We start from the raw sequence: 25,966 nt of genomic DNA on the forward strand, positions 1-25,966 counted from the left end.
CCTCAGCCGACGAAGCCTTGCAGCTTCAGCTCGATGGAGCGCGGGTTCTCTCCCTCGGCGATGGACAGCAGGCCCTCCATGAGCATTTCGCGGTAGCAGGACTGGCGCAGCACGATGCTTTTCAGCTTGTTGCCGATGGGCAGCAGCAGGAGGTTGGCCAGGCCGACGCCGTAGATGGTGGCGACGAAGGCCACGGCAATGCCGTTGCCGAGCTGGCTGGGGTCGGCGAGGTTGCCCATCACATGAATCAGGCCCATCACCGCACCGATGATGCCGATGGTCGGCGAATAGCCGCCCATGGCCTCGAACACCTTGGCGGCGGCCAGGTCGCGGCTTTCCTGGTTGTACAGGTCGACTTCGAGGATGCTGCGGATGGCTTCGGGTTCGGTGCCGTCCACCAGCAGTTGCAGCCCCTTGCGTGCGTATGGGTCGCGCTCGGCATCGGCGACGGTTTCCAGGCCCAGCAGGCCTTCCTTGCGCGCCGTCATGCTCCAGCCGACGACGTGGTTGATGCCGCCGACCAGGTCCACCTTGGGCGGCAGGATCATCCAGCGCAGCATGGTCACGGCGCGCTTGAGCACCGCCACGGGAGTCTGCAGCAGCGCGGCGGCGAGGGTGCCGCCCACTACGATCAGTGCCGCCGGGCCATTGGCCAGGGCACCGACGTGCCCGCCCTCGAGGAAGTTGCCACCGATGATGGCGACCAGCGCGAGAATCAGGCCGACCAGGCTGAGGACATCCATCAGCCGCAGGCCTCGGTCAGGTGCCGGCCAATGTCGTCGAGGCTGTAAACCGCGTCGGCCAGGCCTGCCTTGGCGACCGCCATGGGCATGCCGTAGATCACGCAGCTGGCTTCATCCTGGGCCCAGACCTGGGCGCCGCCCTGCTTGAGCATCCGCGCGCCTTCGCGGCCATCGGCGCCCATGCCGGTGAGCACCACCGCCAGGACCTTGTCGCCATAGGCCTTGGACGCGGAACCGAAGGTCACGTCGACGCAGGGCTTGTAGTTCAGCCGCTCATCGCCGGGGAGGATACGCACGGCGCCACGAGCGTCGACCATCATCTGCTTGCCGCCGGGAGCCAGCAGGGCCACCCCGGGACGCAGGATGTCGCCGTCCTCGGCTTCCTTGACGGTGATCTTGCACAGCTTGTCCAGGCGCTCGGCGAAGGCCTTGGTAAAGGCCGCCGGCATGTGCTGGATCAGCACCAGGGGCGCCGGGAAGTTGGCAGGCAGCTGGGTCAGCACCCGCTGCAGCGCCACCGGCCCACCGGTCGAAGTGCCGATGGCTACCAGCCGGTAGGGCTTACGCTTTGGGGCGGCAGAGGTCGCCGCAGCCGGAGCGGCCGGCGCATGGCTGCCGCCCGAGGAAACGGGAGCGGCCGGGCGCGCGCTGCCGGCAGCGGGAGTCGAAGCCGGTGCGGCCGGGCTCGACGAGTACGAAGAGTACGCGGCGAAGCGGCGGTTGCTCCTGGCGATGGTGTGGACCTTCTCGCACAGCAGCTGGCGGACCTTATCCGGGTTGCGCGAGATGTCCTCGAAATTCTTCGGCAGGTAATCCACCGCGCCGGCATCCAGCGCATCCAGGGTCACCCGCGCGCCCTCGTGGGTCAGCGAGGAGAACATCAGGACCGGCGTCGGGCAGCGCTGCATGATGGTCCGCACGGCGGTGATGCCGTCCATCAGCGGCATTTCGTAGTCCATGGTGATCACGTCGGGCTTGAGCGCCAGGGCCTGATCAATCGCCTCGCGGCCGTTGGTCGCCGTGCCGACCACCTGGATCTGCGGGTCAGCCGAAAGAATCTCCGAGACACGGCGGCGGAAGAACCCCGAATCGTCCACCACCAGGACTTTGACAGCCATAGACACTCCTGAAAAAACTTCTTCCATCACATGGGCGAGCCGCGGCCCGCCCATGGCGGTCAGATACGACGGGCGTAGCGCTTGAGCATGCTCGGCACGTCGAGGATCAGCGCGATGCGCCCGTCCCCGGTGATGGTCGCCCCCGCCATGCCCGGCGTGCCCTGCAGCATCTTGCCCAGCGGCTTGATCACCACCTCTTCCTGGCCCACCAGCTGATCGACCACGAAGCCGATGCGCTGGGTGCCCACGGAGAGGATCACCACATGGCCCTCGCCCGGCTCGTCATGTTGCGCGCCCGGCACCAGCCAGCGCTTGAGGTAGAACAACGGCAGGGCCTTGTCGCGGACGATCACCACTTCCTGGCCGTCGACCACGTTGGTGTTCGACAGGTCGAGGTGGAAGATCTCGTTGACGTTGACCAGCGGGAAGGCGAAGGCCTGGTTGCCCAGCATCACCATCAGGGTCGGCATGATCGCCAGGGTCAGCGGGACCTTGATGACGATCTTCGAGCCCTGGCCCTTGGTCGAGTAGATGTTGATGATCCCATTGAGCTGGGAAATCTTGGTCTTCACCACGTCCATGCCGACACCGCGGCCGGAGACGTCGGAAATCTCGGTCTTGGTCGAGAAGCCCGGGGCGAAGATCAGGTTGTAGCAGTCGGACTCGGACAGGCGATCGGCCGCGTCCTTGTCCAGCAGGCCCTTCTCCACGGCCTTGGCGCGCAGCACGTCCGGGTCCATGCCTTTGCCGTCGTCGGAGATCGACAGCAGGATATGGTCGCCTTCCTGCTCGGCGGACAGCACCACCTTGCCCGAACGCGACTTGCCGGCGGCCTCGCGCTCGTCCGGGCCTTCGATGCCGTGGTCGACCGCATTGCGCACCAGGTGCACCAGCGGGTCGGCCAGGGCTTCGACCAGGTTCTTGTCCAGGTCGGTCTCTTCGCCGATCAGCTCGAGGTTGATCTCTTTCTTCAGGTTGCGCGCCAGGTCGCGGACCTGCCGCGGGAAGCGGCCGAAGACCTTCTTGATCGGCTGCATGCGGGTCTTCATCACCGACGACTGCAGGTCGGCGGTGACCACATCGAGGTTGGAGACGGCCTTGGCCATCGCCTCGTCGCCGCTGTTCAGGCCCAGGCGCACCAGGCGGTTACGCACCAGCACCAGTTCGCCGACCATGTTCATGATCTCGTCCAGGCGGGCGGTGTCCACGCGCACGGTGGTTTCCGCTTCGTTGGCCGGCTTCTCGGCGGCCGCAGCGGCGGGCTTGGCCGGCGCAGGCCTGGCGGCAGCGGCAGCGGGCTTGGGCGCCGGAGCCGGCTGGGCGGGCGGCTGGGCGGCCACGACCGGTTCTTCCTTCGCGCCGGTGAACTGCCCCTTGCCGTGCAGCTCGTCGAGCAGCTTCTCGAATTCGTCGTCGGTGATGTTGTCGTCGCCGCCCGCAGCCGCAGCTTCCTCGGGCTTGGTCGGGGCAACGGTTTCGACGGGAGGAGCTTCTTCCTTCGCGCCGGTGAACTGGCCCTTGCCATGCAATTGGTCGAGCAGCGCTTCGAACTCGTCGTCGCTGATCTCGTCGCCACCGGCCGGCGTTTCGACAGCGGCAGCCGCAGCCGCCTTGGCAGGCTCCTTGGCGCCAGCGCTGAACTGGCCCTTGCCATGCAGCTGGTCGAGCAGCGCTTCGAATTCATCATCGGTGATGTCGTCGCCACCGCTGCCAACCGGCGCGACAGGCGCTTCGGAGGAAGGCTCGAGGGCATCCATCAACTGTTCGAATTCATCGTCGGTGATGTCACCGTAAGCCGCCGGTTCAGCCGGAGCCGCAGCCACCACGGGCTGGGCAGCTGCGGGAGCGGGAGCCTCGGCAGGAGCGGCGTTCGGGTCGGCCAGGCGCGACAGCGCGGCCAGCAGCTCGGGAGTCGCCGGGGTCGGCTCCTGCGCGTCACGCACCTGCTGGAACATGACGTTGACGGTATCCAGCGCCTGCAGCATCACGTCCATCAGCTCGGCATCCACGCGGCGTTCGCCCTTGCGCAGCATGTCGAACACGTTCTCGGCGATGTGGCAGCACTCCACCAGCGCATTCAGCTGGAGGAAGCCTGCCCCACCCTTGACGGTGTGGAACCCACGGAAGATGGCATTGAGCAGGTCCATGTCTTCCGGACGGCTTTCCAGCTCGACCAGTTGCTCGGACAGTAGCTCGAGAATCTCGCCGGCCTCCACCAGGAAGTCCTGGAGGATTTCGTCATCGGCGTCGAAGCTCATTCGGATGCTCCCTCTACAGCGTCAGCGGACGCTTAAAAACCAAGGCTGGACAACAGATCGTCGACATCGTCCTGACCGGACACGACGTCCTTTCTTGTATCGGCAGCAATCTGCGGACCTTCACCCTTGGATGATCTTTCTTTTTCCACCGCGTCGCGCATGCTCTCGTGGTCATGCTCGATGCCGGCGTAGCGATCCACCTGGCCCGCCATCCAGACCAGCTTCACGAGGTTCGACTCGACTTCGGTCACCAGCTTGGTGACGCGCTTGATCACCTGTCCGGTGAGGTCCTGGAAGTCCTGCGCGAGCAGGATGTCGTTCAGGTGCGCGGAGAGTTTGCGGCTGTCCTGGGCGCTGATGTAGAGGAACTGCTCGACGCGCTTGGCCAGGTCGCGGAAGGCGTCCGGGCCCAATTCGCGGCGCATGAAGCGCGACCAGTCTTCCTGCAGCTCCTTGGCCTGGGTCTCGATGTGCATGACCACCGGGGTGCACTCTTCCACCAGGTCCATGGTGCGGTTGGCCGCTTTCTCGGTCATCGTCACCACGTAGGACAGGCGATCGGTCGCATCGGCGATCTGCGAGACTTCCTGGGCGCGCGGGGAGCTGGGGTCGATCTGGAAGTTGACGATGGCGTTGTGCAGCTCGCGGGTGAGCTTGCCCACTTCCTGGTAGAGCCCGCGATCACGCGCCTGGTTGAGTTCGGAGATCAGTTGCACGGCGGTCTGAACGTCGCCCTGCTCGAGGCATTCGACCAATTCGCGCGCGTGTTTTTTCAGGGTCGACTCGAAGTCACCCGCGGATTCGTTGAAATCCATGACGCCCTCTATGCCGGCCTTAGCTGCCGACCCGCTCGAAAATCTTCTCGATCTTTTCTTTCAGCACCTGAGCGGTGAAAGGCTTGACCACATAGCCGTTGACCCCGGCCTGGGCCGCTTCGATGATCTGGTCGCGCTTGGCTTCGGCGGTGACCATCAGCACCGGCAGGTGCTTGAGGCGCTCGTCGGCGCGGACCGCACGCAGCAGGTCGATGCCGGTCATACCGGGCATGTTCCAGTCGGTCACGAGGAAGTCGAAGTTGCCGCTGTGCAGCATCGGCAGCGCAGTGGTGCCGTCGTCGGCCTCTGCGGTGTTGGTGAACCCCAGGTCCCGCAGGAGGTTCTTGATGATGCGCCTCATCGTGGAAAAGTCGTCCACGATGAGAATTTTCATATTCTTGTCCAAACCTGCCTCCATCGATACCAAACGCGCCCTGGCGGGCGTGCCGTCAATTCATTGAGCGCCGAGCGCTCTTCGCTGTGGGGGCGTCAAAGGAACGTCACCCAGAAATTCGTAAGCCTTTAACTTGCCTAGGGAAAATTCCTTCAGCCTTTTCGCTAGGAACAAGCAGGCGCGAAACTACCCGATGCTCAGCGAGCGCGCCACTCCGCCAGACGCGAACGCAGGCGCGCGGCGCACTGGCTGTGCAACTGGCTGACCCGCGATTCGCTGACGCCCAGCACCTCGCCGATCTCCTTGAGGTTGAGTTCCTCGTCGTAATAGAGGGCCAGCACCAGTCGCTCGCGCTCGGGCAGCTTGGTGATGGCATCGGCCAGCGCCGCCTGGAAGCGTTCGTCTTCCAGCCCGTGGGACGGCTCGTTGTCGTGGTGCGAGGCGTCCTCGGCAAAGCCACTGCCCTGGTCACCGTCCTGCAACATGTCGTCGAAGCTGTACAAACGGCTGCCCTGGGTGTCGCTGAGGATGCCGTAATAATCTTCGAGGCTCATATTGAGTTCGGCAGCAACCTCCTGATCTTTAGCGTCGCGTCCGGTTCTCGCCTCGACGGCGCGGATGGCGTCACTGACCATGCGGGTGTTGCGGTGCACCGAACGCGGAGCCCAGTCGCCCTTGCGCACCTCGTCGAGCATGGCGCCGCGGATGCGGATGCCGGCGTAGGTCTCGAAGCTTGCACCCTTGCCTGAATCGTATTTCTTCGCGGCCTCCAGCAGGCCGATCATGCCGGCTTGCATCAGGTCCTCCACCTGCACGCTGGCCGGCAGACGGCCGAGCAGGTGGTAGGCGATGCGCTTGACCAGAGGCGCGTGCTTCTGGATCAGCAGTTCCTGGGAGTTGTGCGCCTGTGCCTTGCTGTACATACGCGCTCCGGAGGCCGCGGTCATACGGCCGAACCCGTGGGATGTTGCACCAGGCGCTCGACGAAGAACTCCAGGTGCCCTCGTGGGTTGGCCGGCAGCGGCCAGCTGTCGACCTTCTGCGCCACCGCACGGAAGGCCAGGGAAGCCTTGCTGCGCGGGAACGCCTCATACACCGAACGCTGCTTCTGCACCGCCTTGCGCACCGACTCGTCGTAGGGAATGGCGCCGACGTACTGCAGCGCCACGTCCAGGAAACGGTCGGTCACCTTGGTCAGCTTGGCGAACAGGTTGCGGCCCTCCTGGGGGCTGTGGGCCATGTTCGCCAGTACGCGGAAGCGGGTCATGCCGTAGTCGCGGTTGAGCAGCTTGATCAAAGCGTAGGCATCGGTAATCGACGTGGGTTCATCGCAGACGACCAGCAGCACTTCCTGCGCTGCACGGACGAAGCTCACCACCGAGTCGCCGATGCCGGCAGCGGTGTCCACTACCAGCACGTCGATGTTGTCGCTGATGTCGCTGAAAGCCTGGATCAGGCCGGCGTGCTGCATCGGCGTGAGGTGCACCATGCTCTGGGTGCCCGAGGCCGCCGGGACGATGCGGATGCCGCCGGGTCCCTGGAGGATCACGTCGCGCAGGTCGCACTCGCCTTCGATGACGTCGGCCAGCGTGCGCTTGGGCGACAGGCCCAGCAGCACGTCGACGTTGGCCAGGCCCAGGTCGGCGTCCAGCAGCATGACGCGGCGGCCGAGATCGGCCAGCGCCAGCGACAGGTTCACCGACACGTTGGTCTTGCCCACGCCACCCTTGCCGCCGGTGACTGCGATTACCTGAACGGGATGCATACCCATATCAATACCTTGTCTCGTCGTTCGACCGTCGCGTTTCTGACGCTTCGGCTAATCCGGCGGCGGTGCTCCACTGCTGCCGGTGCTCGCGGATCGTCTTGCAGAGCATCCGCATCGCTTGGACGGCTCAACCGGCCGTCCCACGCCCCACCCGGGGCTCACAATCTTCAGCTGGCGCGACGCACCGGCTGCTGGTAAAGGCCGGCGAACATGTCGGCCATGGCGTCTTCGCTGGGTTCTTCCGGCGACTGCAGGCTCACCGCGCGGCTGACCAACTGGTGCGCGCGCGCCACATGCAGGTCATCGGGAATCTTCGGCCCGTCAGCCAGATAGGCTACCGGTAGATGCTGGCTGATAGCCAGAGCCAGAGCTTCGCCGAGGCTTCCCGCTTCGTCCAGCTTGGTCAGGATGCACCCGGCCAGCCCACAGGAGCGATAGTTCTGCCAGGCGGACTTGAGCACCTGGGCCTGGCTGGTCGCGGCCAGCACCAGATAATTCTTCACGTTCAGGCTCAGCGAGGACAGCGCTTCGAGCTGCATGCGCAGCGCCGGATCGTTGGCGGGCAAGCCCGCGGTATCGATCAGCACCAGGCGCTTGCGCGCCAGCGGGGCCATGGCCTGGATCAGCGACTGGCCCGGATCGACCAGGGTCACCGGCACGTTGAGGATGCGGCCCAGGGTCTTGATCTGCTCCTGGGCGCCGATGCGGAAACTGTCCATCGACACCAGGGCGATGCTCTGCGCGCCGTATTTCAATACGTAGCGCGCGGCCAGCTTGGCCAGGGTCGTGGTCTTGCCCATGCCGGCCGGGCCGACCAGGGCGATCACCCCGCCCTGCTCCAGCAGGTCGATTTCCGGGGTACTGATCGAGCGCGCCAGGTGCGCCAGCAGCATGCGCCAGGCCTGCTTCGGATCGGCAATGGAAGCCACGCGCTCCAGCAGGCTGCGCGACAGGTCGGCCGGCAGCCCCATGCGCTGAAGGCGGCGCCACAGGTTGGCCTGTTTCGGACGCTGGTTCTGCAGCTGGTTCCAGGCGATGGAGCCCAACTGGACTTCGATCAGTTCACGCAGGCCGTTGAGCTCGAAGCGCATGGCCTCCAGCGCCTGCTGACCGGCAGCGGCCGGCGCCGGGGCGACCGGTGCGTCCATGGCTTCGGCCAGGGTTTCGGCAGCGCTGCGACGCGGCTTCTCGGTGCCGTACATTTGACGGTCCTTGCGCACGCCATCGCCGGCACGGGCGGGAGCCGACAGGTCCGCCTTCGCCTGGGCGATCTTCGCCTGGGTCTTGCGCAGCTCGGCCTCCAGCGCCGGGTTCGGCTTGCTGGCCGCCACCGGGGCCTGGTAATCCAGCGCCGCGGTCAGCTCCACGCCGCCGGCGACACGGCGGTTGCCGATGATCGAGGCGTCCGGGCCCAGCTCGTCGCGGACCAGTTTCATGGCCTGACGCATATCGGCGGCGAAGAAGCGTTTTACCTGCATGGCCTTGGACCTCAATCAGTTCTGCCCAACAGTGGCGACAATCGTGACTTGTTTGTTGTCGGGGATTTCCTGGTACGCCAACACATGCATGGTGGGGACTGCCATCCGGGCGAATCGGGACATCATCGCGCGGACCGGACCCGCCACCAGCAGAATTGCAGGCTTGCCAAGCATCTCCTGGCGCTGCGCCGCTTCAACCATCGAGCGTTGCAGCTTCTCGGCCATTCCGGGCTCCAGCAACATGCCGTCTTCGGAGCCCTGTCCGGCCTTCTGAAGACTATTCAGCAATATCTGTTCCAACCTGGGTTCCAGGGTGATCACAGGCAGCTCCGGCTCTAGTCCCACAATGGTTTGCACGATTGCGCGGGACAGCGCGACACGAACCGCCGCCACCATCGCGGCGGGATCTTGACTCTTCACCGCCACGTTGGCGATGGCTTCGGCGATGGTACGGATGTCGCGCACCGGCACCTGTTCCTGCAGCAGCGCCTGCAGCACCTTGAGCAGGGTCGACAGGGAAATCATCCCCGGCACCAATTCCTCGGCGAGCTTGGGCGAGGTCTTGGCCAGCAGCTGCATCAGTTGCTGGACTTCCTCGTGACCGAGCAACTCGTGGGCATGCTTGTGCAGCACCTGGTTCAGGTGGGTGGCGACCACGGTGCTGGCGTCGACCACGGTGTAGCCCAGGGACTGCGCCTGGTCGCGCTGCGAGGCCTCGATCCACACGGCCTCCAGGCCGAAGGCCGGATCCTTGCCGGCGATGCCGTTGAGGGTGCCGAACACCTGGCCGGGGTTGATTGCCAGGTCGCGGTCCGGGTAGATCTCCGCTTCCGCCACGCTGACGCCCATGAGCGTCAAACGATAGGCGTTGGGTAGCAGGTCGAGGTTGTCGCGGATGTGCACCGACGGCATGAGGAAGCCCAGGTCCTGGGAGAGCTTCTTGCGCACGCCCTTGATCCGCGCCAGCAGCTGGCCGCCCTGGTTGCGGTCCACCAGCGGAATCAGGCGGTAGCCCACTTCCAGGCCGACCATGTCCACCGGGGTCACGTCGTCCCAGCCCAGCTCCTTGGTCTGCTCGGCGCGCTGCGCCGGCAGCAGTTCCTGCTGGGTCTGGGCTTCCTGCTCGGCCTTCTGGCTGGCCTGGCGCTGGCGATGCCAGATCAGGTACGCGCCGGCGGCGGCCAGGCCGCCCAGGCCGACGAAGGACACGTGCGGCATGCCCGGAACCAGGCCCATGGCGATCAGGATGGCGGCAGAGATCGCCAGCGCCTTGGGCGAAGCGAACATCTGGCGGTTGACCTGCTGGCCCATGTCCTCGGCGCTGGAAACGCGGGTCACCATGATCGCGGCAGCGGTGGACAGCAACAGCGAGGGCAGCTGCGCCACCAGACCGTCACCGATGGTCAGCAGGGCGTACACCTTGCCGGCATCGCCGAAGCTCATCGAGTGCTGGATCATGCCGATGGCCACGCCACCGATGAGGTTGATGAAAAGGATCAGCAGGCCGGCGACGGCGTCACCGCGGACGAACTTGCTGGCACCGTCCATGGAGCCGTAGAAGTCGGCTTCCTGGGCGACTTCCGCGCGACGCTTCTTGGCTTCCGCCTGCTCGATCAGGCCGGCGTTGAGGTCGGCGTCGATGGCCATCTGCTTGCCGGGCATGGCGTCGAGGGTGAAACGCGCGCTTACCTCGGAGATACGCCCGGCGCCCTTGGTGACCACCACGAAGTTGATGATCATGAGGATCGCGAAGACCACGATACCGACGACGTAGTTGCCGCCGATCACCACTTCACCGAATGCCTGGATCACCTTGCCCGCGGCCGCATGGCCGTCGTGGCCGTGGAGCAGCACGACGCGGGTGGACGCGACGTTCAGCGCCAGGCGCAGCAGGGTGGCGACCAGCAGGATGGTCGGGAACACGGCGAAATCCAGCGGGCGCAGGGCGTAGACGCTGACCAGCAGGACCACGATGGACAGGGCGATGTTGAAGGTGAACAGCACATCCAGCAGGAACGGCGGGATGGGCAGGGTCATCATCGCCAGCATGGCGAGCAACAGCAGGGGCACGCCGAGGTTGCCCCGGCTGAGCCCTACCAGATTGCTGCGAACAGTGCCGATCAGTTGCGTGCGATCCACCCGAATTTCCCCTGCGCGTTGGCGACCCTGACGGCCACCGGATCAAACTTTTGACGCCCAACCGGCATCCGCACAGGGTTTTGCAGGAAGCGTTCCAACTTTCTCGAAAGAGCTGAAATGCCTGGAACAGAGCGGGCCTTCTCACCAGCCCCCGGATGCGCCGCCACCGCCGCTGGAGCCGCCGCCACCGGAGAATCCGCCACCCCCCGAGCTACCGCTGGACGAGCTGCCACCGGAGCCTGAGCCTGCCCCCGCACCACCCTGCCCCGCGCCGAATGCCAGCAGCCCCGGCAGGCACATGAAGGGCAACAGCAGCAGCCAGTTCAGCGGAGCGGCCGGCGCACCGATAGCCAGTCCGAGCAAAGGGTACAGGCCGATGAAGACTGCCAGGCGCCAGTAAAAGGCCTTGCGGCCGCCCCGTCCCCTGGCCGGCTTGCGTCCTTTCCGACCCGGGCTCCCGCCGCGCCACGCATCGCGCATCATCGAGATCAGCAACCACCACAGACCCAGGATGATCATCAGCGCCGCAGGGGCGGCCAGCGCATAGACCCAGAGCAGGCCGCCGAATCGCGGCGTCAGGTAGCCGAGCAGGATGCAGTAGGCGATCAGGCCGAGCACGGCATAGAACACCGCGCGAACCGTCCACAGCGCGCCGAAGGTGGCGCCGCCGATCAGCAGGCAGAAGGGCGAGATCGCCACGGTCGCCACGGTGTCCGTGCCGCTGGCCAGCAGCGCCACCCCGATGACGACCACGGCAGCGAGTGCCAGAGCCCCACGCCAGCCCATTCGACGCGCCGCGAGCAGCACCCCGCCCACGCCACCCGCGACGAAAGACGCCAGCAACAACCAGGCTTCCAGTGGCAGGTGCAATGGTTCGGGGACGGGTTCGGGCAGCGTCTCGCCATCGACCAGAGTGATCAGGGCGTCCAACGCCGACTCGATGCCGCCGGCGTAATTGCCCTCGCGAAAGGCCGGCGCCATGCGCTCACGGATGATGCGCCCGGCCAGCACGTCGGGAATCGCGCCTTCCAGGCCATAGCCGACCTCGATGCGCATCAGGCGGTCGTCCTTGGCCACCACCAGCAGCACACCGTCATCCAGGCCCTTGCGGCCAAGCTTCCAGAGGTTGAAGAGTCGGTTCGAGAAGGCTTCGATCCCCATCTCGCCAACAGTGGGCAACATCACCACCGCAATCTGCGCGCCGCGGCGATCCTCAAGGGCCTTGAGCTTGTCGATCAGGCGGGCCCTGGAGGCTGGATCGAGGGTGCCGGTGACATCCACCACGCGCTCGTTCAGCGGCAGCAGCACGCCGCCATCGGCAGGCGCGTCAGCCCAGCCGGGCTGGACGCAGGTGAGGAGGCAGAGAAAGAGCCAGAACGCGAAGCGCAGGCCGGCGAAGGAATCCCGAAGCATGAAACGTTCCCTTGGCTGAACAGGCCGCCCGGAGCCTTCGACGCCGAGCGCAAGCCGACCATGCTACTGCACCCGCGGCGCCTGCGGATCACTCGTCGCGGCGCAGGTCCGGCGGGATCGGCAGGTCCGGCATCGGCCCCGGGCGCTTGCCCTTGCCGGCGCGGTATTGCTTGAGCTGGTAGACGTAGGCCAGCACCTGGGCCACGGCGAGGTAGAGGCCGGCGGGAATCTCGTGATCGAGTTCGGTGGAGTAGTACACCGCCCGTGCCAGCGCCGGGGATTCGAGCACCGTGACTTTGTGCTCCTGGGCGATCTCGCGGATCTTCAGCGCCATGAAGTCGTTGCCCTTGGCCAGCAGCTTGGGCGCGCCGCTGGCGGCCGGGTCGTACTGCAGGGCCACGGCGAAGTGGGTCGGGTTGGTGATCACCACGTCGGCCTGGGGCACCGCCTGCATCATCCGGCGGTTGGCCATCTCGCGCTGCATCTGGCGCACCTTGGCCTTGACCTCCGGCTTGCCTTCGGAGTCCTTGTACTCGTCCTTGACCTCCTGCTTGGTCATCATCAGCTTCTGGCGGTTGTCCCAGAGCTGGTAGGGCACGTCGAAGGCGGCGATGAGCATCAGGCTGCAGGCCAGCCAGAACGCGCTCCACCCCACTACCCTGGCGCAGTGGATCAGCGCCTGTTCCATGGGTTCGTGGGCCATGGCGAGCAGGTCGTCCTGGTCGGACTTGAGCACCAGGATCGCCACCGCCAGCACCACCGCGAACTTCACCAGCGCCTTGGACAGCTCCACCACCGAGCGTATGGAGAACATGCGCTTGAGCCCTTCCAGCGGGTTCATCCGGCTGAACTTGGGTGCCAGCGCCTCCGCCGAGAACAGCCAGCCGCCCAGCGATACCGGGCCGATCAGCGCCGCCGCCAGCAGCACGGCAAGAATCGGCCAGACGCCGTCGCCGGCGATCTTCGCCGCCGCCGCCAGCAGGTTGAGCATGCTCTCGCTGTTCATCACCGTGGCGCGGTCCAGCTCGAAGCTGCCGCGCATCAGGCGCATCAGCGCGTCGGCCAGGTTGGCGCCGTACATCAGCAGCGCCCCGGCGCCGCCCACGAGCACGGCCAGGGTGTTCAGCTCCTTGGATCGCGGCAGCTGCCCTTTCTCGCGCGCCTCCCGGCGCCGTTTCTCTGTGGGTTCCTCTGTCTTGTCTTCGCTGCTGTCGTTCTCGGCCATCAGCGGGCCCCCACGAGTTCGCGAAGCAATTGCAACCCTTCGCTGGCAAGCGACTGGTACTGGGAGAGAACGTCGGCGCTGCCGATCCAGACGATGATGAAGCCCATGATCAGGGTCAGCGGAAAGCCGATGGAGAAAATGTTCAGCTGCGGCGCGGCGCGGGTCATGGCACCAAAGGCGAGGTTGACCACCAGCAACGCGGTGACGGCCGGCAGCGCCAGGATCAACCCGGCGCCGATCACCCAGCCGAGCTTGCCGGCGACGGTGATCAGGTGGTTACCCGACAGGCCCTCGCCCACCGGCAGGGTCACGAAGCTCTCGGCGAGCACTTCGAATACCACCAGGTGGCCGTTCATGGAGAGGAACAGCAGGGTCACCAGCATGGTGAAGAACTGACCCAGCACCGGCACGGAAATGCCGTTGGTGGGGTCGATCATCGAGGCGAAGCCCAGCCCCATCTGCATGGAGATGATCTGCCCGGCGATGACGTAGGCGTGGAACATCAGCTGCAGGGCGAAGCCGAGCATGGCGCCGATGAGGATCTGCTCGCCGATCAGGAACATGGCCTTCATGCTCAGCGCATCGACCTGTGGCATCGGTGGCAGGCTGGGCACCAGCACCACGGCAATCGCCAGGGACAGGTAGAGACGCACGCGGGTGGGCACCAGCTGGGTGCCGAAGATCGGCATCACCATCAGCAGGCTGGCGATGCGGAACAGCGGGAACAGGAAGGACCCGATCCAGCTGCCGATCTGCGCGTTGCTGAGCTCGAGCATCAGCCGATCAGCGTGGGGATGCTGGTAATCAGCGTCTGGGTGTACTCCATCAGCTGGCGGATCAGCCAGGGGCCCAGCACGATGAGGGTGAGCAGCACCACGATCAGGCGCGGCAGGAAGCTCAGGGTCTGCTCGTTGATCTGCGTGGCGGCCTGGAACATCGCCACCAGCAGCCCCACCAGCAGGCTGGGGACGATCAGGATGGCGACGATCATGGCGGTCAGCCAGAGCGCTTCGCGAAACAGGTCTACGGCAACTTCGGGAGTCATGGTCGGTCCTCTTTCGCAGCAGCCTGTAGGAGCGAGCTTGCTCGCGAAGCTTTTGTGCCATTTCGGTTCGCGAGCAAGCTCGCTCCTACAAGAGCAGAGAGCATCGCTACACCGTCCCGAAACTGCCGGCGAGGGTGCCGATGATCAACGCCCAGCCGTCCACCAGGACGAACAGCATGATCTTGAACGGCAATGAAATGATCAGCGGCGAGAGCATCATCATGCCCATCGCCATCAATACGCTGGACACCACCAGGTCGATGATCAGGAACGGAATGAAGATCATGAAACCGATCTGGAACGCGGTCTTCAACTCCGAGGTGACGAACGCCGGCACCAGGATGGTCAGGGGCGTGGCGTCGGCGTTCTGGATGTCGGTGCGCTTGGACAGGCGCACGAACAGCTCCAGGTCCGACTGCCGGGTCTGCGCCAGCATGAAGGCCTTGATCGGCCCCTCGGCGCGGCTGATCGCCTCCTGGGCGGGGATCTGCTCGTTCAGGTAGGGCTGCAGCGCGGTGCTGTTGATCTTGTCGAAGACCGGCGCCATCACGAACATCGTCAGGAACAGCGCCAGGCCCACCAGGATCTGGTTCGACGGCGTGCTCTGCAGGCCCAGCGCCTGACGCAGGATGGAGAAGACGATGATGATCCGCGTGAAGCTGGTCATCAGCATGACGAACGCCGGGATGAAGCTCAGCGCGGTCATGATCAGCAGGATCTGCAGGCTGACCGAGTACTCCTGCTGCCCCTGCGGGTTGGTGGTCACGGTGATCGCCGTCAGTTGCGTAGGATCGGCGGCGAAGGCCTGCGGCGCCATCAGCGCCAGCAGGGCCAGCAGAAGCGGCGCGACGGCCTTGAGCGCACCGACCAGAGCGGAGAGGTTCGGCGAACGGGTCACTGCGGGCGGCCCTTGTCCTTGTTCAGCAATTCCAGCAGGCGCTGGGCGAATTCCGGCTGCGCCGCTTCCGATTCGGCGGCATGCACCGGCTGGCGCATGACGTGCAGCGGCGTGATGCGGCCGGGAGTCAGCCCGAGCAGCACCTGTTCCTCGCCGACCTGCACCAGCACCAGCCGATCGCGCGGGCCCAGCGCCTGGCTGGAGATCAGGCGGATCGCCTGATTGCTGCGCGGGCTGACCTGTTGCACGCGGCGCACCAGCCAGGCCAGCAGAAAGATCAGGCCAACCACCAGCACCAGGCCCAGCAGCAACTGCATGAGCTGTGCGCCGGCGCTGCCGGTGATCAGGCTCGGCGTGGAGCTGGCATGGACGATGGCCGGGTTGGATGCCGGCGCCTTGGCGGCCTCTTCGGCCACAGCCAGGAGCGACAGCCCTGCCAGCGGCAGGACGGACAGCTTAGCGAGCAGGCCGGCCATGTCAGCGCAGCTTCTTGATGCGTTCGCTGGGGCTGATCACGTCGGTGAGGCGGATGCCGAACTTCTCGTTCACCACCACCACTTCACCGTGGGCGATCAGGGTGCCGTTGACCAGCACGTCCAGCGGCTCGCCGGCCAGGCGGTCGAGTTCGATCACCGAGCCCTGGTTGAGCTGCAGCAGGTTGCGAATGCTGATGTCGGTGTGGCCCACCTCCATGGAAATGGTCACCGGGATATCCAGGATCACGTCCAGGTTCGGGCCTTCGAGGCCGGCGATGGTCGGCGCCTTGGGCGCCATGCCGAACTCTTCCATCGGCGCACGCGGTGCGGCCGGGACCACCGGCGTGGCGCCGCCCTGGGCCATCAGCGCGTCGATGTCATCCTGGTTGGCGTCACCGGACTCGGACAGTGCCGCGGCCCACTCGTCGGCCAGCGCCTGTTCTTCGGGAGTTACGTTTTCTTCGTCTGACATGGTGGGTCCTCTGGGGATTCGCTCAGCGCGGACGCACGAGCGGATCGAGAATCTGCAAGGCCAGGTTGCCCTTGTGCGAACCCAGCTTGACCTTGAAGGAAGGCACGCCGTTGGCGCGCATGATCATGTGCTCGGGCAGCTCCACCGGGATCACGTCGCCCGGCTGCATGTGCAGGATGTCCCGCAGCTTGAGCTGGCGACGCACGACGGTGGCGCCCACCGGCACGTTGACGTCGAGGATGTCCTCGCGCAGGGCGTTGATCCAGCGCTCGTCCTGGTCGTCCACGTCGGACTGGAAGCCGGCGTCGAGCATCTCGCGGATCGGCTCGATCATCGCGTAAGGCAGGGTGATGTGCAGGTCGCCGCCGCCGCCGTCCAGCTCGATATGGAAGGTGGAGACCACCACCACTTCGCTGGGGCTGACGATGTTGGCCATCGCCGGGTTCACCTCGGAGTTCACATACTCGAAGGCAATCGGCATCACCGCGTGCCAGGCCTCGGCGAGGTCGACGAAGGCCTGCTCGATGACCATGCGCACCACCCGCAGCTCGGTGGGAGTGAACTCGCGGCCCTCGATCTTGGCATGGCGGCCGTCCCCGCCGAAGAAATTGTCCACCAGCTTGAACACCAGCTTGGCGTCGAGGATGAACAGCGCGGTTCCGCGCAGCGGCTTCATCTTCACCAGGTTGAGGCTGGTGGGCACGTACAGCGAGTGCACGTATTCGCCGAACTTCATCACCTGCACGCCGCCCACGGCGACATCCGCCGAGCGACGCAGCAGGTTGAACATGCTGATGCGGGTGTAGCGGGCGAACCGCTCGTTGATCATCTCCAGGGTCGGCATGCGGCCCCGGACGATGCGGTCCTGGCTGGTCAGGTCGTAGGACTTGATCGCCCCCGGCTCGACGTCGGACTCGGTTTCCACCAGGCCGTCGTCGACGCCGTGCAACAGCGCGTCGATCTCGTCCTGGGAAAGTAGATCCTGCATGGCCATGGCGGATACCTACTGCAATACGAAATTGGTGAAAAGCACTTGCTCCACGGTCAACTGACCGGTGGCTTTCTTCGCCAGTTCCTGAAGGCTGCTGGTCGCCTGCTGGCGCAGCATCTCCTTGCCGACCGGCGTCACCAGGTTGTCGAAATTCTGGCTCGAGAACAGCATCACCAACTGGTTGCGCACCAGCGGCATCTGCTCGCGCAGGGCATCCATCTGCGCCTGGTCGCGGCCCATGAGGGCGACGGCCACCTGAAGATAGCGCTGACGGCCGTTCTGATTGAAGTTGACCACGAAGGACGGTGCGAGAATCTCGTACACCGCCTGCTTCTTCGTCGGCTCGGCGTGTTCCGCGGCCTTGGCCTCAGCCGCTTCGGGCTTGGCGCTCTTGTGCAGGAAGAACCAGGTGCCGCCCACCGACGCGCCCACCGCCAGCAGGAAGGCCAGCGCGATGATGATGATGAGCTTCAGCTTGCCCTTGCCGGGCGCCTGGCCATCAGGGAGAGAAGGCGTCTGTTCTTTCTTGGCCATGCCAATAATCCGTCACATTTGCGGCGCGATGCGCTGATACCGGGGTAACAGCAAGGGCTGTGCCAGTTCGGAATTGTCCGACTGGCGCCGCCGCGGATATTACAGGCTAGACGGAGGATGTCACGGGGAGCGTAAGAATTTTCGCCTGGGACGCCCCAGACAGGTCGACCAGGGGGCGAATCCAGGCTGGAGCCTGGTGCTCGGGGCTCCCCTCTCCCAGCCCTGGCTGCACGCCCCGCTCCGAAGGGAGAGTGAGCTAACCGTGCAGTGCCAAGTGATGTGCCATCCGGCGAGCGCCGATCGTTCAGCGCGCTGCGAACAACGCCTCTCTCCCTTCAGGGAGAGGGCGCTACAAGGCCACGCCCATCGCTCTCAGGATCGCCAGGGATCACGCGTAGTAATCCACCAGTCCCCTGCCCTGCGCCGCCGTCTGCGGGCGGATTTCCGATACGCCGCTGATCATCGGCTCGTCATCACCGCTGTCAGGGCCGGCCACGCGCCGCGAGCTGCCACGCTCATCCCCCTGCTGCTGTTGCTGCCAGCCACGGGCGGACTGGTCGGACACGTTGACGTCCAGCTGGCCCATGCCCTGCTGGCTGAACATCTCGCGCAGGCGGTGCTGCTGGCTGTCCAGCGCTTCGCGCACGCCAGCGTTGGCGCTGATGAAGTTCACCTGGGTCTGGTCGGCGCTCATGTGGATGCGCACTTCCAGGCGACCGAGGTCGGCCGGGTCCATCTGGATCTCGGCGGACTTGAGGTTCTGCGAAGACATCCACATCACCCGGTCCACCACCTGGTCGGTCCAGCCGTTCTGCTGCACCGACACCGGCTGCCCCGGCACCAGCGGATTCACCGGGCGGTTGGTCATGGCCTGCGGCGTGTTCAGCGCCTGGGTCAGCGAATCCAGGCGCGCGGCGAAGGTGTCGTTGCGCGGCGCTTCCGGCTTGGCCTCCACCTGCAATTCCGGCAGTTGCTGGCTCAGGTCGACGCTGGCCTGCAGGGCGCCTTCCGTCAGCTTGCCTGCGGCGCTCCTGGCGGTGGCATCCGGGTCCAGCGCAGCCAGGGCGGCGGAAAGGTCCGGCTTGGCCTTGCCGTCAACCGGCGCATCGCCGGTCTTGGCCTTGGCCGCCAGGTCACCGACGGCCTGCGTCTGCTGCGCCTGGTCCTGGGCCCCGGCGATCACTCCCGGCAGCACGTTGAGCTTCTCCAGATCGCCATCGGTGCTGGCCGCGGTCTGCTGGCCAATACCACTGCTGACCACCAGCGGCGGCGCCTCGGTGACGGGCAGTTGGCCGGTCATGCCCAGCATCAGCAACGGGTCGAGGGTCGCCTCGGGATTCTCATCGCCCCCGGCCACCTTGTCCGCCTCCGCCTGGCTGACGTCATCGGCCGGCAAGGCCTTGCCGTCTTCGGCAAGCGCTGGCTTGTCGGCGGCAGCGGCGTCCTTGGCGTCGCTGACCTTGGAATCCTTGTCGGCGCCGTCCCTGGGCTTTTCGGTCTTGGCCTTGGGCGCTTTGTCCGGGCGCTCGCTGGCCGCCGGACGCTGCTCCTGCGCATAGACGTCGGCGAAGCTGGAGCCCTTGTCGTTGCTGGTATTTGGCGAATTCTGCGCAGGCTTGGAGAGCGCCGCCTTGGGCCTGGAGTCAGGCGTGGGCGTCAATAAAATATCCGGGGCGACAGCCATCGGAGTTCTCCGTTGATGTGAATATCCAACACGGAGATAGCAAGGCGCGGGCCAACTCGGAAAAGGTCAGGGGCGACCGGGCAACAACAGGGTGCGGACGATGCAGAATTCATGTTCGACCTTGGCGATCAGACCCTGGGCGCTGTCCAGATCGTTATGCCGTGCGGCCTCCTCCAAACGCTTGCACAGGCTGCTCAGCACCGCAGCGCCCATGTTGCCACAGCTGCCCTTGAAGCTGTGCGCGGCATGGCGCAGGGTCGGTGCGTCGCTGGCGGAGAAGGCCTCGCGGATGCTACGCAGGCGCTCCTCGGAGTCGCTGAGGAAGGTCTCGACCAGCAGCGGGTACTCGTCTTCCATGATCGACAGCAAATTGCTCAGCACGGCGCCATCGAGATGCGGCTCGGACATGGGGCACTCCCTGAAGGACGGCTCGCCACCCTTGGGGGGACAAGAAGGCACCGATTATGCCTGAGCCGACCAGAAGAACTCCACGGACACCGACTTGCCATCGCCCGACCACTGGCAACGGTCGGCCAACTGACGGACCAGTGTCAGGCCGCGCCCGCAAAGGCTGCCGGCAGCCTGCTGCGAAGCCAGCACCGCGCCCACGTCGAACCCGTCGCCACTGTCCTCGACCCGCACCAGCAAACGCCCGCCGTCGCCGTGGGGAGCAAGGTCGACGTGGAAGCGCACGAAGCCGTCGCGCAGCGTGACCAGGCGCTTGCTGCGCTCCTGGTAATAGCGGGCGAACCCGGCGGCGTCGCACTTGAGCGTCGAGTCCAGGCCCATCACGCCGTGTTCCAGCGCATTGGAGTAGAGCTCGGCGAGCACGGTGTAGAGCGCCCCGCCGCGCGGGCGCAGGTCGTGCACCTCCATCAGCAACTGGAGCAGGAAGGGCAGCGGATTGAAGTTGCGCAGGGTCGGTGCGCGGAATTCGAAGCTGGCGGACCAGTCCAGCGGGCTGCTCAGGCCGTTGTCGGAGAACGCCAGCGGCGGACGCTGCAGCGAGTCCTCGGGGACCAGCGCGATTTCCAGCATGCTGACGTCGTCCTGGGCCTCGCCGCGAAAGCGCGCAACCGCCGCCTGGATGTCGTCGAACAGGCGCGACGGCGCATGGCCCTCGCTGAGTACCAGGCGCAGGCGATCCTCCCCGAAGGCCTCGCCGGACGCATTGCGCGCCTCCAGCACACCATCGGAGAAGAGGAACACGCGGTCGCCCTCCTCCATTGCGTAAACCTCGAAGTGGTCGCTGAAGGCGGCAGCATCGAGGATGCCCAACGGCAGATGGCGCGACACCAGCGGCTGCAGTTCACCGCCACCGTGGCGGTGGAGGTAGCCGTTGGGCAGGCCGCCGTTCCACACCTCCACCAGACCGCGCTGGAAGCTCAGGTTGAGCATCGCGGCGCAGCAGAACACGCCCACCGGCAGGATGCGCTTGAGCTTGGCGTTCATCTCGCGAAGGATGTCCGCCATGGGGTAGCCCTTGGCGGTCATGCCGTAGAAAACCTCCGCCAGCGGCATGGCGCCGATGGCCGCCGGCAAGCCGTGGCCGGTGAAGTCGCCAAGCAGCACATGCATGCCGCCCGAGGGCTTGAAGGCCGCCAGCAGCAGGTCGCCGTTGAACAGGGCGAAGGGCGATTGCAGGTAGCGGATGTTCGCCGCGTTCAGGCAACCTGAGTGCGCCACCTTGTCGAATACTGCCTTGGCCACCCGTTGCTCGTTGAGCAGGTGCTCGTTGTGCCGGGCGATCAGGTCGCGCTGCTCCAGCACCATCCGCTGCAGGTGATGCAGGCGCCCCATGGCGCGGATCTTGGCTTCGAGGATGACGCGGTTGTAGGGCTTGGAGAGGAAGTCGTCTCCCCCCGCCTCCAGGCTCTGCACCAGTGCCTCGGGCTCGCTCAGCGAAGTGAGGAAGATGATCGGCACCAACTCTTCGCCGGCCTGACGGCGAATCCGCCGCGCCGCCTCGAAGCCGTCCATCACCGGCATCAGCGCATCCATCAGCACCAGTTGCGGCCGCTCCTGGGCGAACAGCGCCAGGGCTTCCAGGCCGTTGGCAGCGGTGATCACGCGATGGCCCTGTCGGCTGACGATGGTCGACAGCAGCAGGCGATCGGCGGCGTTGTCGTCGGCGATCAGGACGGTGAGGAGTTCGGACATGGCCGTTGCCACTGCAGACCGCGCCGCGTCAGCTGATCTTGAACAACTGCTCGAAGTTGGAGATGGACAGCACCTTGCGCACGTCCGGGTTGCAATGCGCCAGTCGGATCTGCGCGCTCTCCCCGCCGGCGTGGTCGCGCAGCAGCAGGAGCATGCCCAGCGCAGAGCTATCGAGGTAGGTGGCGCCCTTGAGATCCACCACGTAGCGCTTGGGCGTCGTCTCGACGCGCTCGTAGGCATTGCGGAATTCCTGGTGTGCGCCGAAATCGAAACGCCCCTGGACCACGATGGTGAGCTCCTGCCCGTCAGCGGAGGGTACGGAAGTAATGGCCATGGGATTCTCCTTATCGATCGATGGTCGCGCACGAGCTTGAAGATGTAGCAGTTAGCGATGACAGGGGCAACCTCGGCGAACGATTGGAAAGCGCCCCGCCAGACCGGTCGAACGGCACCCGCCAGGTCGATTAATGGACCGCCGGTCGCCACAGCCACGGCGAATGCCTTTACCCTTTTACCCGTGCGACGCAGAGCGAAGGCTCACCAGAGGCCTTGGAAGGGTCGCACCAGGCAAAGACGGGGGGAGCATGTCCAAGTCCATACTCATCGCGGCCTGCGTGTTCTGCGCGGCGTCGTACGCAAACGCCCAGGTGATGCAACGCGAGCTGGGCGACTTCGAGCTCAAGTTCGCCAACTCGCCCACGCGCAGCATGGCCCAGGGGCTGGTCCAGCCGGGCCAGGCCAACAGTGCCCAGGGCGGCCTCGACATCACCCACGACAGTGGCTGGTACGTCGGCAGCTGGACGTCGAACCTGGAACAGGAAAAGCCGCTGGAGATCGACAGCTACGCCGGCTACAAGCATCCGCTGGGCGACGGCAAGCTGGGCTACGAAGTGGGCACCCTGCGCTACAGCCGCCCGGAGCAGCCCGACTATGACAGCCAGGCCCTGTACGGCGGTCTCTCGGTATTCGGCAGCCGTCTTGGCGCAGCCTACAGTGCTCAGGCCGGGCGCAGCACCGCCACCCTGTTCACCGACCTCGGTGTGCAGCAAGACCTGGGCTTCGACGTGACCTTCAAGTATTCCGCCTATAGCCTCGCCTCGCCGGTGAGCCTGGGCAGCGGCGGCACTGTCAGCGAATTCGGCGACTGGTCGTTGAACTTCAGCCGCCCGTGGAAAGGCATCGACCTGAACTTCTCCTACAGCGGCAGCAGCCTCACCGGCGGCGACTGCAGTGCCTACTCCGGACACAACGCCTACTGCGATTCGGCGCTCATGTTCAAGGCCTCGCGGCCGTTCTTCTGAGCGGCCTCGCGGCCGCAGAAAGTCAATTTCATTCAAGAGCGCCGCTGCACGGCGGGCTAAGGTTGCAGTCACTCCTCCCACTTCAGGCGCGAACCCCTCGCCCGAAGGCGACTTCACAACCCCTGGTGACCCAGCGATGTTGCACCGAGTGAACTGCTCCGCCGCCGCCCTGCCCGGCCTGCGCATCGTCGAGATCCTCACGCAGCGCAGCTTCCCGCGCCACGCCCACGACGAGTACGGCCTCGGCGTGATGCTCGAGGGCGGGCACCGCTCGTGGAGCGGCCGCGGCCAGGTCGAGGCGAATCCCTGCGACATCATCACCGTGAGCCCCAATGAACTGCACGACGGCATTGCCCTGCGCGGCGCGCCGCGGCGCTGGCGGATGCTCTACGTCGAACCGGTGCTGCTGGCGGAACTGGCCGGTGCGGAAATGGCCCGTCGCGAGTTCACCCAACCCGCCCTCGCCGACCCGCAACTCGCCCGGCGCATTGCCAGCCTGCTGCAACACCTGCCGCAGGTCTGTGCAGATGAAGCCAGCGAAGGCGTGCTCGACCTGTTCGGCGAACTGCTCGACCAGCGCCTCGACACAAGCGTGGCATCCCTGCCGTCCCGCAGCGTGGCGCGTATGCTCGAACGGATTCACGACGCCCCGCGCAACGCCCCCGCACTGGCGGAGCTGGCCGGCATCGCCGGGCTGACGCCTTACGCGGCACTGCGGCGCTTCCGCCGCGAACTGGGTACCACTCCCCACGCCTACCTACTGCAATACCGCGTACGGCAAGCGTACAAGGCCATCGGCGAGGGCCGCACGCTGGCCGACGCCGCACTGCTCGCCGGCTTCGCCGACCAGTCGCACATGACCCGTGCCTTTGCCCGCCAGCTCGGACTGACACCGGGCCAATGGCGGTCTTCACTCCGGCAACCGCCAGCACCCTGAACGCGCCAGCCTCGCGGCGCCACTTACTCCATACAGGAACCCAAGGGAATGAGCGCAGAATTCCTGCTCACGGCATTCGTCGTCGTTCTGCTACCCGGCACTGGCGTGCTCTACACCCTGGCCGTCGGCCTCGGCCTCGGCGCCCGCGCAGCCATGGTCGCGGCGCTGGGCTGCACGCTGGGCATGGTCCCGCAACTGCTGGTCGCCACCTTCGGCCTGTCCCTGATCCTGCAGGCCAGCGCGGCCAGCTTGCAGGTCATCCGACTGATGGGCACGGCCTATCTGCTGCTCATCGCCTGGCAGGTATTTCGCGGCAGTGGCGCGCTGGCGCTGGATTCGGCCGGCAGCCCGCGCAGCACCACGCAGGTGCTGGGCACCGGTGTGTGGCTGAACCTGCTCAACCCCAAGCTCGGGCTGTTCTTCCTGGCCTTCCTGCCGCAGTTCGTGCCGACCGGCAGCGAGGATACCCGCGCCCTGTTTCTGGTGCTGGGCCTGGTGTTCGCCCTGATGACCTTCACCGTGTTCATCGGCTACGGACTGCTGGCTTCCTGGGTGCGCCAGCATGTGATCGGACGCCCGGCGGTGATGACGTTGATCCGCTGGACGTTCACCCTGGCTTTCGTCGCGATGGCGCTAAGGCTGGCTGTCGAAACGCTGCAGTCCTGACCGCGCCAGCCGATCGGCTGCAGGTGCCGCCAGGCTCGGCCATCGATACGCCGCGGCAGACCAGGATTCAGGCGCAGCGTGCCATGCGGTCCAGCTCGGCGGCGGCCAGGTGCGCCACGCTCAGGTCGCTGTCGGCGGCCATGCCGTCATCGAGGAACCAGGCCGCGGAGAGCCCCGCGAAGGCCAGGACCCACTCCAGCAAACGACGCCGGTCGACGCCGGCGTGCTCGACTATCACGTCCAGCTGGCGGAGAAAGCGCGTGCGCTCGCGAGAGGTCGGCAGGTCCGGATTGCACAACAGGTTGGCATAGTCGAAAAGCCGTTCGCCATGCAGGCGCTTGGGGTCGATGGCCAGCCAGCCGCGCGGGCCGAAGTCGAGGATGTTGTCGTGGTGTACGTCGCCATGCAGCACGCTGCGATCCTGCTCACTGGCCAGCAGCGCTTCGGCGGTTTCCAGGCAACGCGGGAACAGGCCGCCATAGCGCCGGGCAGCCGGGGCGAGGTCGCGGAACCACTGGCGCAGGTCGATCAGCTCCGGCAATGGCTTGCCGCGTGGTCGATGCAGGTGCCGCACCACGTCACAGGCGATACGGCTGGCCTGGTCGTCTTCGCCATGCAGCGCCATGTGCAGCAGCGAGCGCTTGCCCTCGGCACGCTCCAGCAGGATCGCATCGCCTTCGTGGGCGAACACCCGGGCCGCACCCTCGCCGTCCCACCAGCGCATGACTTGCCCACCGCCCTGCTCTTCCACATCGAGGGCGACCTTGATCATCGCCGCCCGGCCCTGCCAGCGGACCGGCAGCAGGTGACTGCTGGGGGTGACGATGGGCTCGCCTTCCGGGACCAGTTTCCAGAGGCTCAGCAGGTACTGGAAATCGGCGGTGCGCGGAGGAGGCAGTGACATGGAGGGTTTCCGGTCTGGGTTCGCACCGGAGCCTACCACGGCCATCGGGCTGTCAATCGGGTGAGGGTTTCAGGCGCTGGGCGAATTCGTCGAGCTGCTTCTGCTCGTACTTGTCGGCAGCCAGGCGTGCCTCCTCGCGGTAGCGCTCGACCAGCTTGCGCAGGCCTTCCAGGCGGGCGTACTTCTCCTGCCAGGCGACGCGGGCCTTGTCGACGATGCCCTGGTGCCAGTCCACCGCGCGGTTCTGCTGTTCCACCGCGCCTTCGAGCTGCGAAAGGAAGCGCTGGTAATTGATCAGCCACTGGCCGCTGACGCCCTGCTGGCCGTTGCGGATCCACTGCTGCTGGTAGTCGTGGCGGTAGCGCTCCAGCTCGGCGAGCTTGCGCTGCGCCTGCTGCAATTGCCCCTGCACCTGGCCGAGTTGGCGCGCGGTTTCGCGCTCGGCCTTGAGTGCCATGTCCACCACCGGGGCGAGGCGTTCGGCGCGGCGGTTCATGAACACATCTCCCGCTGCGCTTTTCGTAGGATGGGTGGAGCGCAGCGATAC

27 protein-coding genes are annotated in these 25,966 nt (G+C 65.9%); 3 read left to right on the forward strand and 24 right to left on the reverse strand.

Features of this window, described 5'->3' with window-relative positions; all coding sequences use genetic code 11:
• Positions 1-2: 2 nt before the first annotated feature.
• The 22 genes from MJ122_RS01420 to MJ122_RS01525 form a co-directional block, all read right to left on the reverse strand.
• A complete protein-coding gene (locus tag MJ122_RS01420) occupies positions 3-743 on the reverse strand; it encodes a flagellar motor protein (RefSeq protein WP_017520302.1) in 741 nt (246 codons plus the stop codon).
• Positions 743-1,861, reverse strand: a complete 1,119-nt coding sequence (locus MJ122_RS01425; protein ID WP_239741913.1) for a chemotaxis response regulator protein-glutamate methylesterase — start codon at positions 1,859-1,861, stop codon at positions 743-745. The genes MJ122_RS01420 and MJ122_RS01425 overlap by 1 nt, the downstream gene beginning before the upstream one ends.
• Positions 1,862-1,920: 59 nt before the next feature.
• The gene (locus MJ122_RS01430) at positions 1,921-4,119 is read right to left on the reverse strand and encodes a chemotaxis protein CheA (protein ID WP_239741915.1); all 2,199 of its coding nucleotides are present in this window, start codon (positions 4,117-4,119) and stop codon (positions 1,921-1,923) included.
• Between the two features lie 32 nt (positions 4,120-4,151).
• Positions 4,152-4,934, reverse strand: a complete 783-nt coding sequence (locus tag MJ122_RS01435; protein ID WP_017520299.1) for a protein phosphatase CheZ — start codon at positions 4,932-4,934, stop codon at positions 4,152-4,154.
• Between the two features lie 19 nt (positions 4,935-4,953).
• On the reverse strand, positions 4,954-5,328 hold the full coding sequence (locus MJ122_RS01440; RefSeq protein WP_085988857.1) for a chemotaxis response regulator CheY: 375 nt from the start codon (positions 5,326-5,328) through the stop codon (positions 4,954-4,956).
• Between the two features lie 197 nt (positions 5,329-5,525).
• Complete coding sequence (fliA, locus tag MJ122_RS01445) at positions 5,526-6,275, reverse strand: RNA polymerase sigma factor FliA (RefSeq protein ID WP_026079185.1); 750 nt, start codon at positions 6,273-6,275, stop codon at positions 5,526-5,528.
• The gene (gene fleN / locus MJ122_RS01450) at positions 6,272-7,099 is read right to left on the reverse strand and encodes a flagellar synthesis regulator FleN (protein WP_017520297.1); all 828 of its coding nucleotides are present in this window, start codon (positions 7,097-7,099) and stop codon (positions 6,272-6,274) included. The genes fliA and fleN overlap by 4 nt, the downstream gene beginning before the upstream one ends.
• A 164-nt stretch (positions 7,100-7,263) precedes the next feature.
• Entirely contained in the window at positions 7,264-8,574 is a 1,311-nt protein-coding gene (flhF, locus tag MJ122_RS01455; RefSeq protein ID WP_088416732.1) for a flagellar biosynthesis protein FlhF, read from the reverse strand.
• 15 nt (positions 8,575-8,589) lie between these two features.
• Complete coding sequence (gene flhA, locus MJ122_RS01460; RefSeq protein WP_088416731.1) at positions 8,590-10,713, reverse strand: flagellar biosynthesis protein FlhA; 2,124 nt, start codon at positions 10,711-10,713, stop codon at positions 8,590-8,592.
• A gap of 141 nt (positions 10,714-10,854) precedes the next feature.
• The gene (locus tag MJ122_RS01465) at positions 10,855-12,126 is read right to left on the reverse strand and encodes a YgcG family protein (RefSeq protein ID WP_239741916.1); all 1,272 of its coding nucleotides are present in this window, start codon (positions 12,124-12,126) and stop codon (positions 10,855-10,857) included.
• A gap of 88 nt (positions 12,127-12,214) precedes the next feature.
• Complete coding sequence (gene flhB, locus MJ122_RS01470) at positions 12,215-13,351, reverse strand: flagellar biosynthesis protein FlhB (RefSeq protein WP_088416729.1); 1,137 nt, start codon at positions 13,349-13,351, stop codon at positions 12,215-12,217.
• Positions 13,351-14,127 carry a flagellar biosynthetic protein FliR gene (fliR, locus tag MJ122_RS01475; RefSeq protein ID WP_088416728.1) on the reverse strand — a complete coding sequence of 259 codons (777 nt, stop codon included), beginning with the start codon at positions 14,125-14,127 and terminating at the stop codon, positions 13,351-13,353. Before fliR ends, flhB begins: the two co-directional genes overlap by 1 nt.
• Complete coding sequence (gene fliQ / locus MJ122_RS01480; protein ID WP_017520291.1) at positions 14,127-14,396, reverse strand: flagellar biosynthesis protein FliQ; 270 nt, start codon at positions 14,394-14,396, stop codon at positions 14,127-14,129. The genes fliR and fliQ overlap by 1 nt, the downstream gene beginning before the upstream one ends.
• A gap of 106 nt (positions 14,397-14,502) precedes the next feature.
• Complete coding sequence (fliP, locus tag MJ122_RS01485; protein ID WP_172419188.1) at positions 14,503-15,213, reverse strand: flagellar type III secretion system pore protein FliP; 711 nt, start codon at positions 15,211-15,213, stop codon at positions 14,503-14,505.
• Between the two features lie 77 nt (positions 15,214-15,290).
• Entirely contained in the window at positions 15,291-15,770 is a 480-nt protein-coding gene (gene fliO, locus MJ122_RS01490; RefSeq protein WP_017520289.1) for a flagellar biosynthetic protein FliO, read from the reverse strand.
• Position 15,771: 1 nt separating this feature from the next.
• The gene (fliN, locus tag MJ122_RS01495; protein ID WP_017520288.1) at positions 15,772-16,242 is read right to left on the reverse strand and encodes a flagellar motor switch protein FliN; all 471 of its coding nucleotides are present in this window, start codon (positions 16,240-16,242) and stop codon (positions 15,772-15,774) included.
• Positions 16,243-16,264: 22 nt separating this feature from the next.
• On the reverse strand, positions 16,265-17,236 hold the full coding sequence (gene fliM, locus MJ122_RS01500) for a flagellar motor switch protein FliM (protein WP_017520287.1): 972 nt from the start codon (positions 17,234-17,236) through the stop codon (positions 16,265-16,267).
• A gap of 9 nt (positions 17,237-17,245) precedes the next feature.
• Positions 17,246-17,767, reverse strand: coding sequence for a flagellar basal body-associated protein FliL (fliL, locus tag MJ122_RS01505; RefSeq protein ID WP_088416726.1), 522 nt, complete (start codon positions 17,765-17,767; stop codon positions 17,246-17,248).
• Positions 17,768-18,155: 388 nt separating this feature from the next.
• The gene (locus MJ122_RS01510; RefSeq protein WP_239741918.1) at positions 18,156-19,451 is read right to left on the reverse strand and encodes a flagellar hook-length control protein FliK; all 1,296 of its coding nucleotides are present in this window, start codon (positions 19,449-19,451) and stop codon (positions 18,156-18,158) included.
• 66 nt (positions 19,452-19,517) lie between these two features.
• A complete protein-coding gene (locus MJ122_RS01515; protein ID WP_239741920.1) occupies positions 19,518-19,859 on the reverse strand; it encodes an Hpt domain-containing protein in 342 nt (113 codons plus the stop codon).
• 54 nt (positions 19,860-19,913) lie between these two features.
• The gene (locus tag MJ122_RS01520; RefSeq protein ID WP_088416723.1) at positions 19,914-21,611 is read right to left on the reverse strand and encodes a SpoIIE family protein phosphatase; all 1,698 of its coding nucleotides are present in this window, start codon (positions 21,609-21,611) and stop codon (positions 19,914-19,916) included.
• A gap of 28 nt (positions 21,612-21,639) precedes the next feature.
• Positions 21,640-21,945 carry an STAS domain-containing protein gene (locus tag MJ122_RS01525; RefSeq protein ID WP_017520282.1) on the reverse strand — a complete coding sequence of 102 codons (306 nt, stop codon included), beginning with the start codon at positions 21,943-21,945 and terminating at the stop codon, positions 21,640-21,642.
• Positions 21,946-22,195: 250 nt separating this feature from the next.
• Here MJ122_RS01525 and MJ122_RS01530 point away from each other — a divergent pair, with 250 nt between their 5' ends.
• The 3 genes from MJ122_RS01530 (at position 22,196) to MJ122_RS01540 (ending at position 24,515) form a co-directional block, all read left to right on the forward strand.
• A complete protein-coding gene (locus MJ122_RS01530; protein WP_239741923.1) occupies positions 22,196-22,912 on the forward strand; it encodes a TorF family putative porin in 717 nt (238 codons plus the stop codon).
• 136 nt (positions 22,913-23,048) lie between these two features.
• A complete protein-coding gene (locus MJ122_RS01535; RefSeq protein ID WP_239741924.1) occupies positions 23,049-23,849 on the forward strand; it encodes an AraC family transcriptional regulator in 801 nt (266 codons plus the stop codon).
• Between the two features lie 48 nt (positions 23,850-23,897).
• Positions 23,898-24,515, forward strand: a complete 618-nt coding sequence (locus MJ122_RS01540) for a LysE family translocator (protein WP_239741926.1) — start codon at positions 23,898-23,900, stop codon at positions 24,513-24,515.
• 67 nt (positions 24,516-24,582) lie between these two features.
• Here MJ122_RS01540 and MJ122_RS01545 read toward each other — a convergent pair whose 3' ends face one another.
• Together MJ122_RS01545 and fliJ are read right to left on the reverse strand one after the other, a co-directional pair.
• The gene (locus MJ122_RS01545; RefSeq protein WP_239741927.1) at positions 24,583-25,419 is read right to left on the reverse strand and encodes an aminoglycoside phosphotransferase family protein; all 837 of its coding nucleotides are present in this window, start codon (positions 25,417-25,419) and stop codon (positions 24,583-24,585) included.
• A 52-nt stretch (positions 25,420-25,471) separates the two neighbouring features.
• Positions 25,472-25,915, reverse strand: a complete 444-nt coding sequence (gene fliJ / locus MJ122_RS01550) for a flagellar export protein FliJ (RefSeq protein WP_017520277.1) — start codon at positions 25,913-25,915, stop codon at positions 25,472-25,474.
• Between the last annotated feature and the right edge of the window lie 51 nt (positions 25,916-25,966).

It is taken from the genome of Pseudomonas sp. DP-17 (assembly GCF_022380625.1).
Taxonomy (GTDB): domain Bacteria; phylum Pseudomonadota; class Gammaproteobacteria; order Pseudomonadales; family Pseudomonadaceae; genus Pseudomonas; species Pseudomonas nitroreducens_A.

What these genes read in the sequence shown, in the direction of transcription:
- MJ122_RS01420 (WP_017520302.1), bottom strand. Translation starts at nt 743, where the DNA reads ATGGATGTCCTCAGCCTGGTCGGCCTGATTCTCGCGCTGGTCGCCATC.
- MJ122_RS01425 (WP_239741913.1), bottom strand. Translation starts at nt 1,861, where the DNA reads ATGGCTGTCAAAGTCCTGGTGGTGGACGATTCGGGGTTCTTCCGCCGC.
- MJ122_RS01430 (WP_239741915.1), bottom strand. Translation starts at nt 4,119, where the DNA reads ATGAGCTTCGACGCCGATGACGAAATCCTCCAGGACTTCCTGGTGGAG.
- MJ122_RS01435 (WP_017520299.1), bottom strand. Translation starts at nt 4,934, where the DNA reads ATGGATTTCAACGAATCCGCGGGTGACTTCGAGTCGACCCTGAAAAAA.
- MJ122_RS01440 (WP_085988857.1), bottom strand. Translation starts at nt 5,328, where the DNA reads ATGAAAATTCTCATCGTGGACGACTTTTCCACGATGAGGCGCATCATC.
- fliA (WP_026079185.1), bottom strand. Translation starts at nt 6,275, where the DNA reads ATGACCGCGGCCTCCGGAGCGCGTATGTACAGCAAGGCACAGGCGCAC.
- fleN (WP_017520297.1), bottom strand. Translation starts at nt 7,099, where the DNA reads ATGGGTATGCATCCCGTTCAGGTAATCGCAGTCACCGGCGGCAAGGGT.
- flhF (WP_088416732.1), bottom strand. Translation starts at nt 8,574, where the DNA reads ATGCAGGTAAAACGCTTCTTCGCCGCCGATATGCGTCAGGCCATGAAA.
- MJ122_RS01465 (WP_239741916.1), bottom strand. Translation starts at nt 12,126, where the DNA reads ATGCTTCGGGATTCCTTCGCCGGCCTGCGCTTCGCGTTCTGGCTCTTT.
- flhB (WP_088416729.1), bottom strand. Translation starts at nt 13,351, where the DNA reads ATGGCCGAGAACGACAGCAGCGAAGACAAGACAGAGGAACCCACAGAG.
- fliR (WP_088416728.1), bottom strand. Translation starts at nt 14,127, where the DNA reads ATGCTCGAGCTCAGCAACGCGCAGATCGGCAGCTGGATCGGGTCCTTC.
- fliQ (WP_017520291.1), bottom strand. Translation starts at nt 14,396, where the DNA reads ATGACTCCCGAAGTTGCCGTAGACCTGTTTCGCGAAGCGCTCTGGCTG.
- fliP (WP_172419188.1), bottom strand. Translation starts at nt 15,213, where the DNA reads ATGGCGCCGCAGGCCTTCGCCGCCGATCCTACGCAACTGACGGCGATC.
- fliO (WP_017520289.1), bottom strand. Translation starts at nt 15,770, where the DNA reads ATGGCCGGCCTGCTCGCTAAGCTGTCCGTCCTGCCGCTGGCAGGGCTG.
- fliN (WP_017520288.1), bottom strand. Translation starts at nt 16,242, where the DNA reads ATGTCAGACGAAGAAAACGTAACTCCCGAAGAACAGGCGCTGGCCGAC.
- fliM (WP_017520287.1), bottom strand. Translation starts at nt 17,236, where the DNA reads ATGGCCATGCAGGATCTACTTTCCCAGGACGAGATCGACGCGCTGTTG.
- fliL (WP_088416726.1), bottom strand. Translation starts at nt 17,767, where the DNA reads ATGGCCAAGAAAGAACAGACGCCTTCTCTCCCTGATGGCCAGGCGCCC.
- MJ122_RS01510 (WP_239741918.1), bottom strand. Translation starts at nt 19,451, where the DNA reads ATGGCTGTCGCCCCGGATATTTTATTGACGCCCACGCCTGACTCCAGG.
- MJ122_RS01515 (WP_239741920.1), bottom strand. Translation starts at nt 19,859, where the DNA reads ATGTCCGAGCCGCATCTCGATGGCGCCGTGCTGAGCAATTTGCTGTCG.
- MJ122_RS01520 (WP_088416723.1), bottom strand. Translation starts at nt 21,611, where the DNA reads ATGTCCGAACTCCTCACCGTCCTGATCGCCGACGACAACGCCGCCGAT.
- MJ122_RS01525 (WP_017520282.1), bottom strand. Translation starts at nt 21,945, where the DNA reads ATGGCCATTACTTCCGTACCCTCCGCTGACGGGCAGGAGCTCACCATC.
- MJ122_RS01530 (WP_239741923.1), top strand. Translation starts at nt 22,196, where the DNA reads ATGTCCAAGTCCATACTCATCGCGGCCTGCGTGTTCTGCGCGGCGTCG.
- MJ122_RS01535 (WP_239741924.1), top strand. Translation starts at nt 23,049, where the DNA reads ATGTTGCACCGAGTGAACTGCTCCGCCGCCGCCCTGCCCGGCCTGCGC.
- MJ122_RS01540 (WP_239741926.1), top strand. Translation starts at nt 23,898, where the DNA reads ATGAGCGCAGAATTCCTGCTCACGGCATTCGTCGTCGTTCTGCTACCC.
- MJ122_RS01545 (WP_239741927.1), bottom strand. Translation starts at nt 25,419, where the DNA reads ATGTCACTGCCTCCTCCGCGCACCGCCGATTTCCAGTACCTGCTGAGC.
- fliJ (WP_017520277.1), bottom strand. Translation starts at nt 25,915, where the DNA reads ATGAACCGCCGCGCCGAACGCCTCGCCCCGGTGGTGGACATGGCACTC.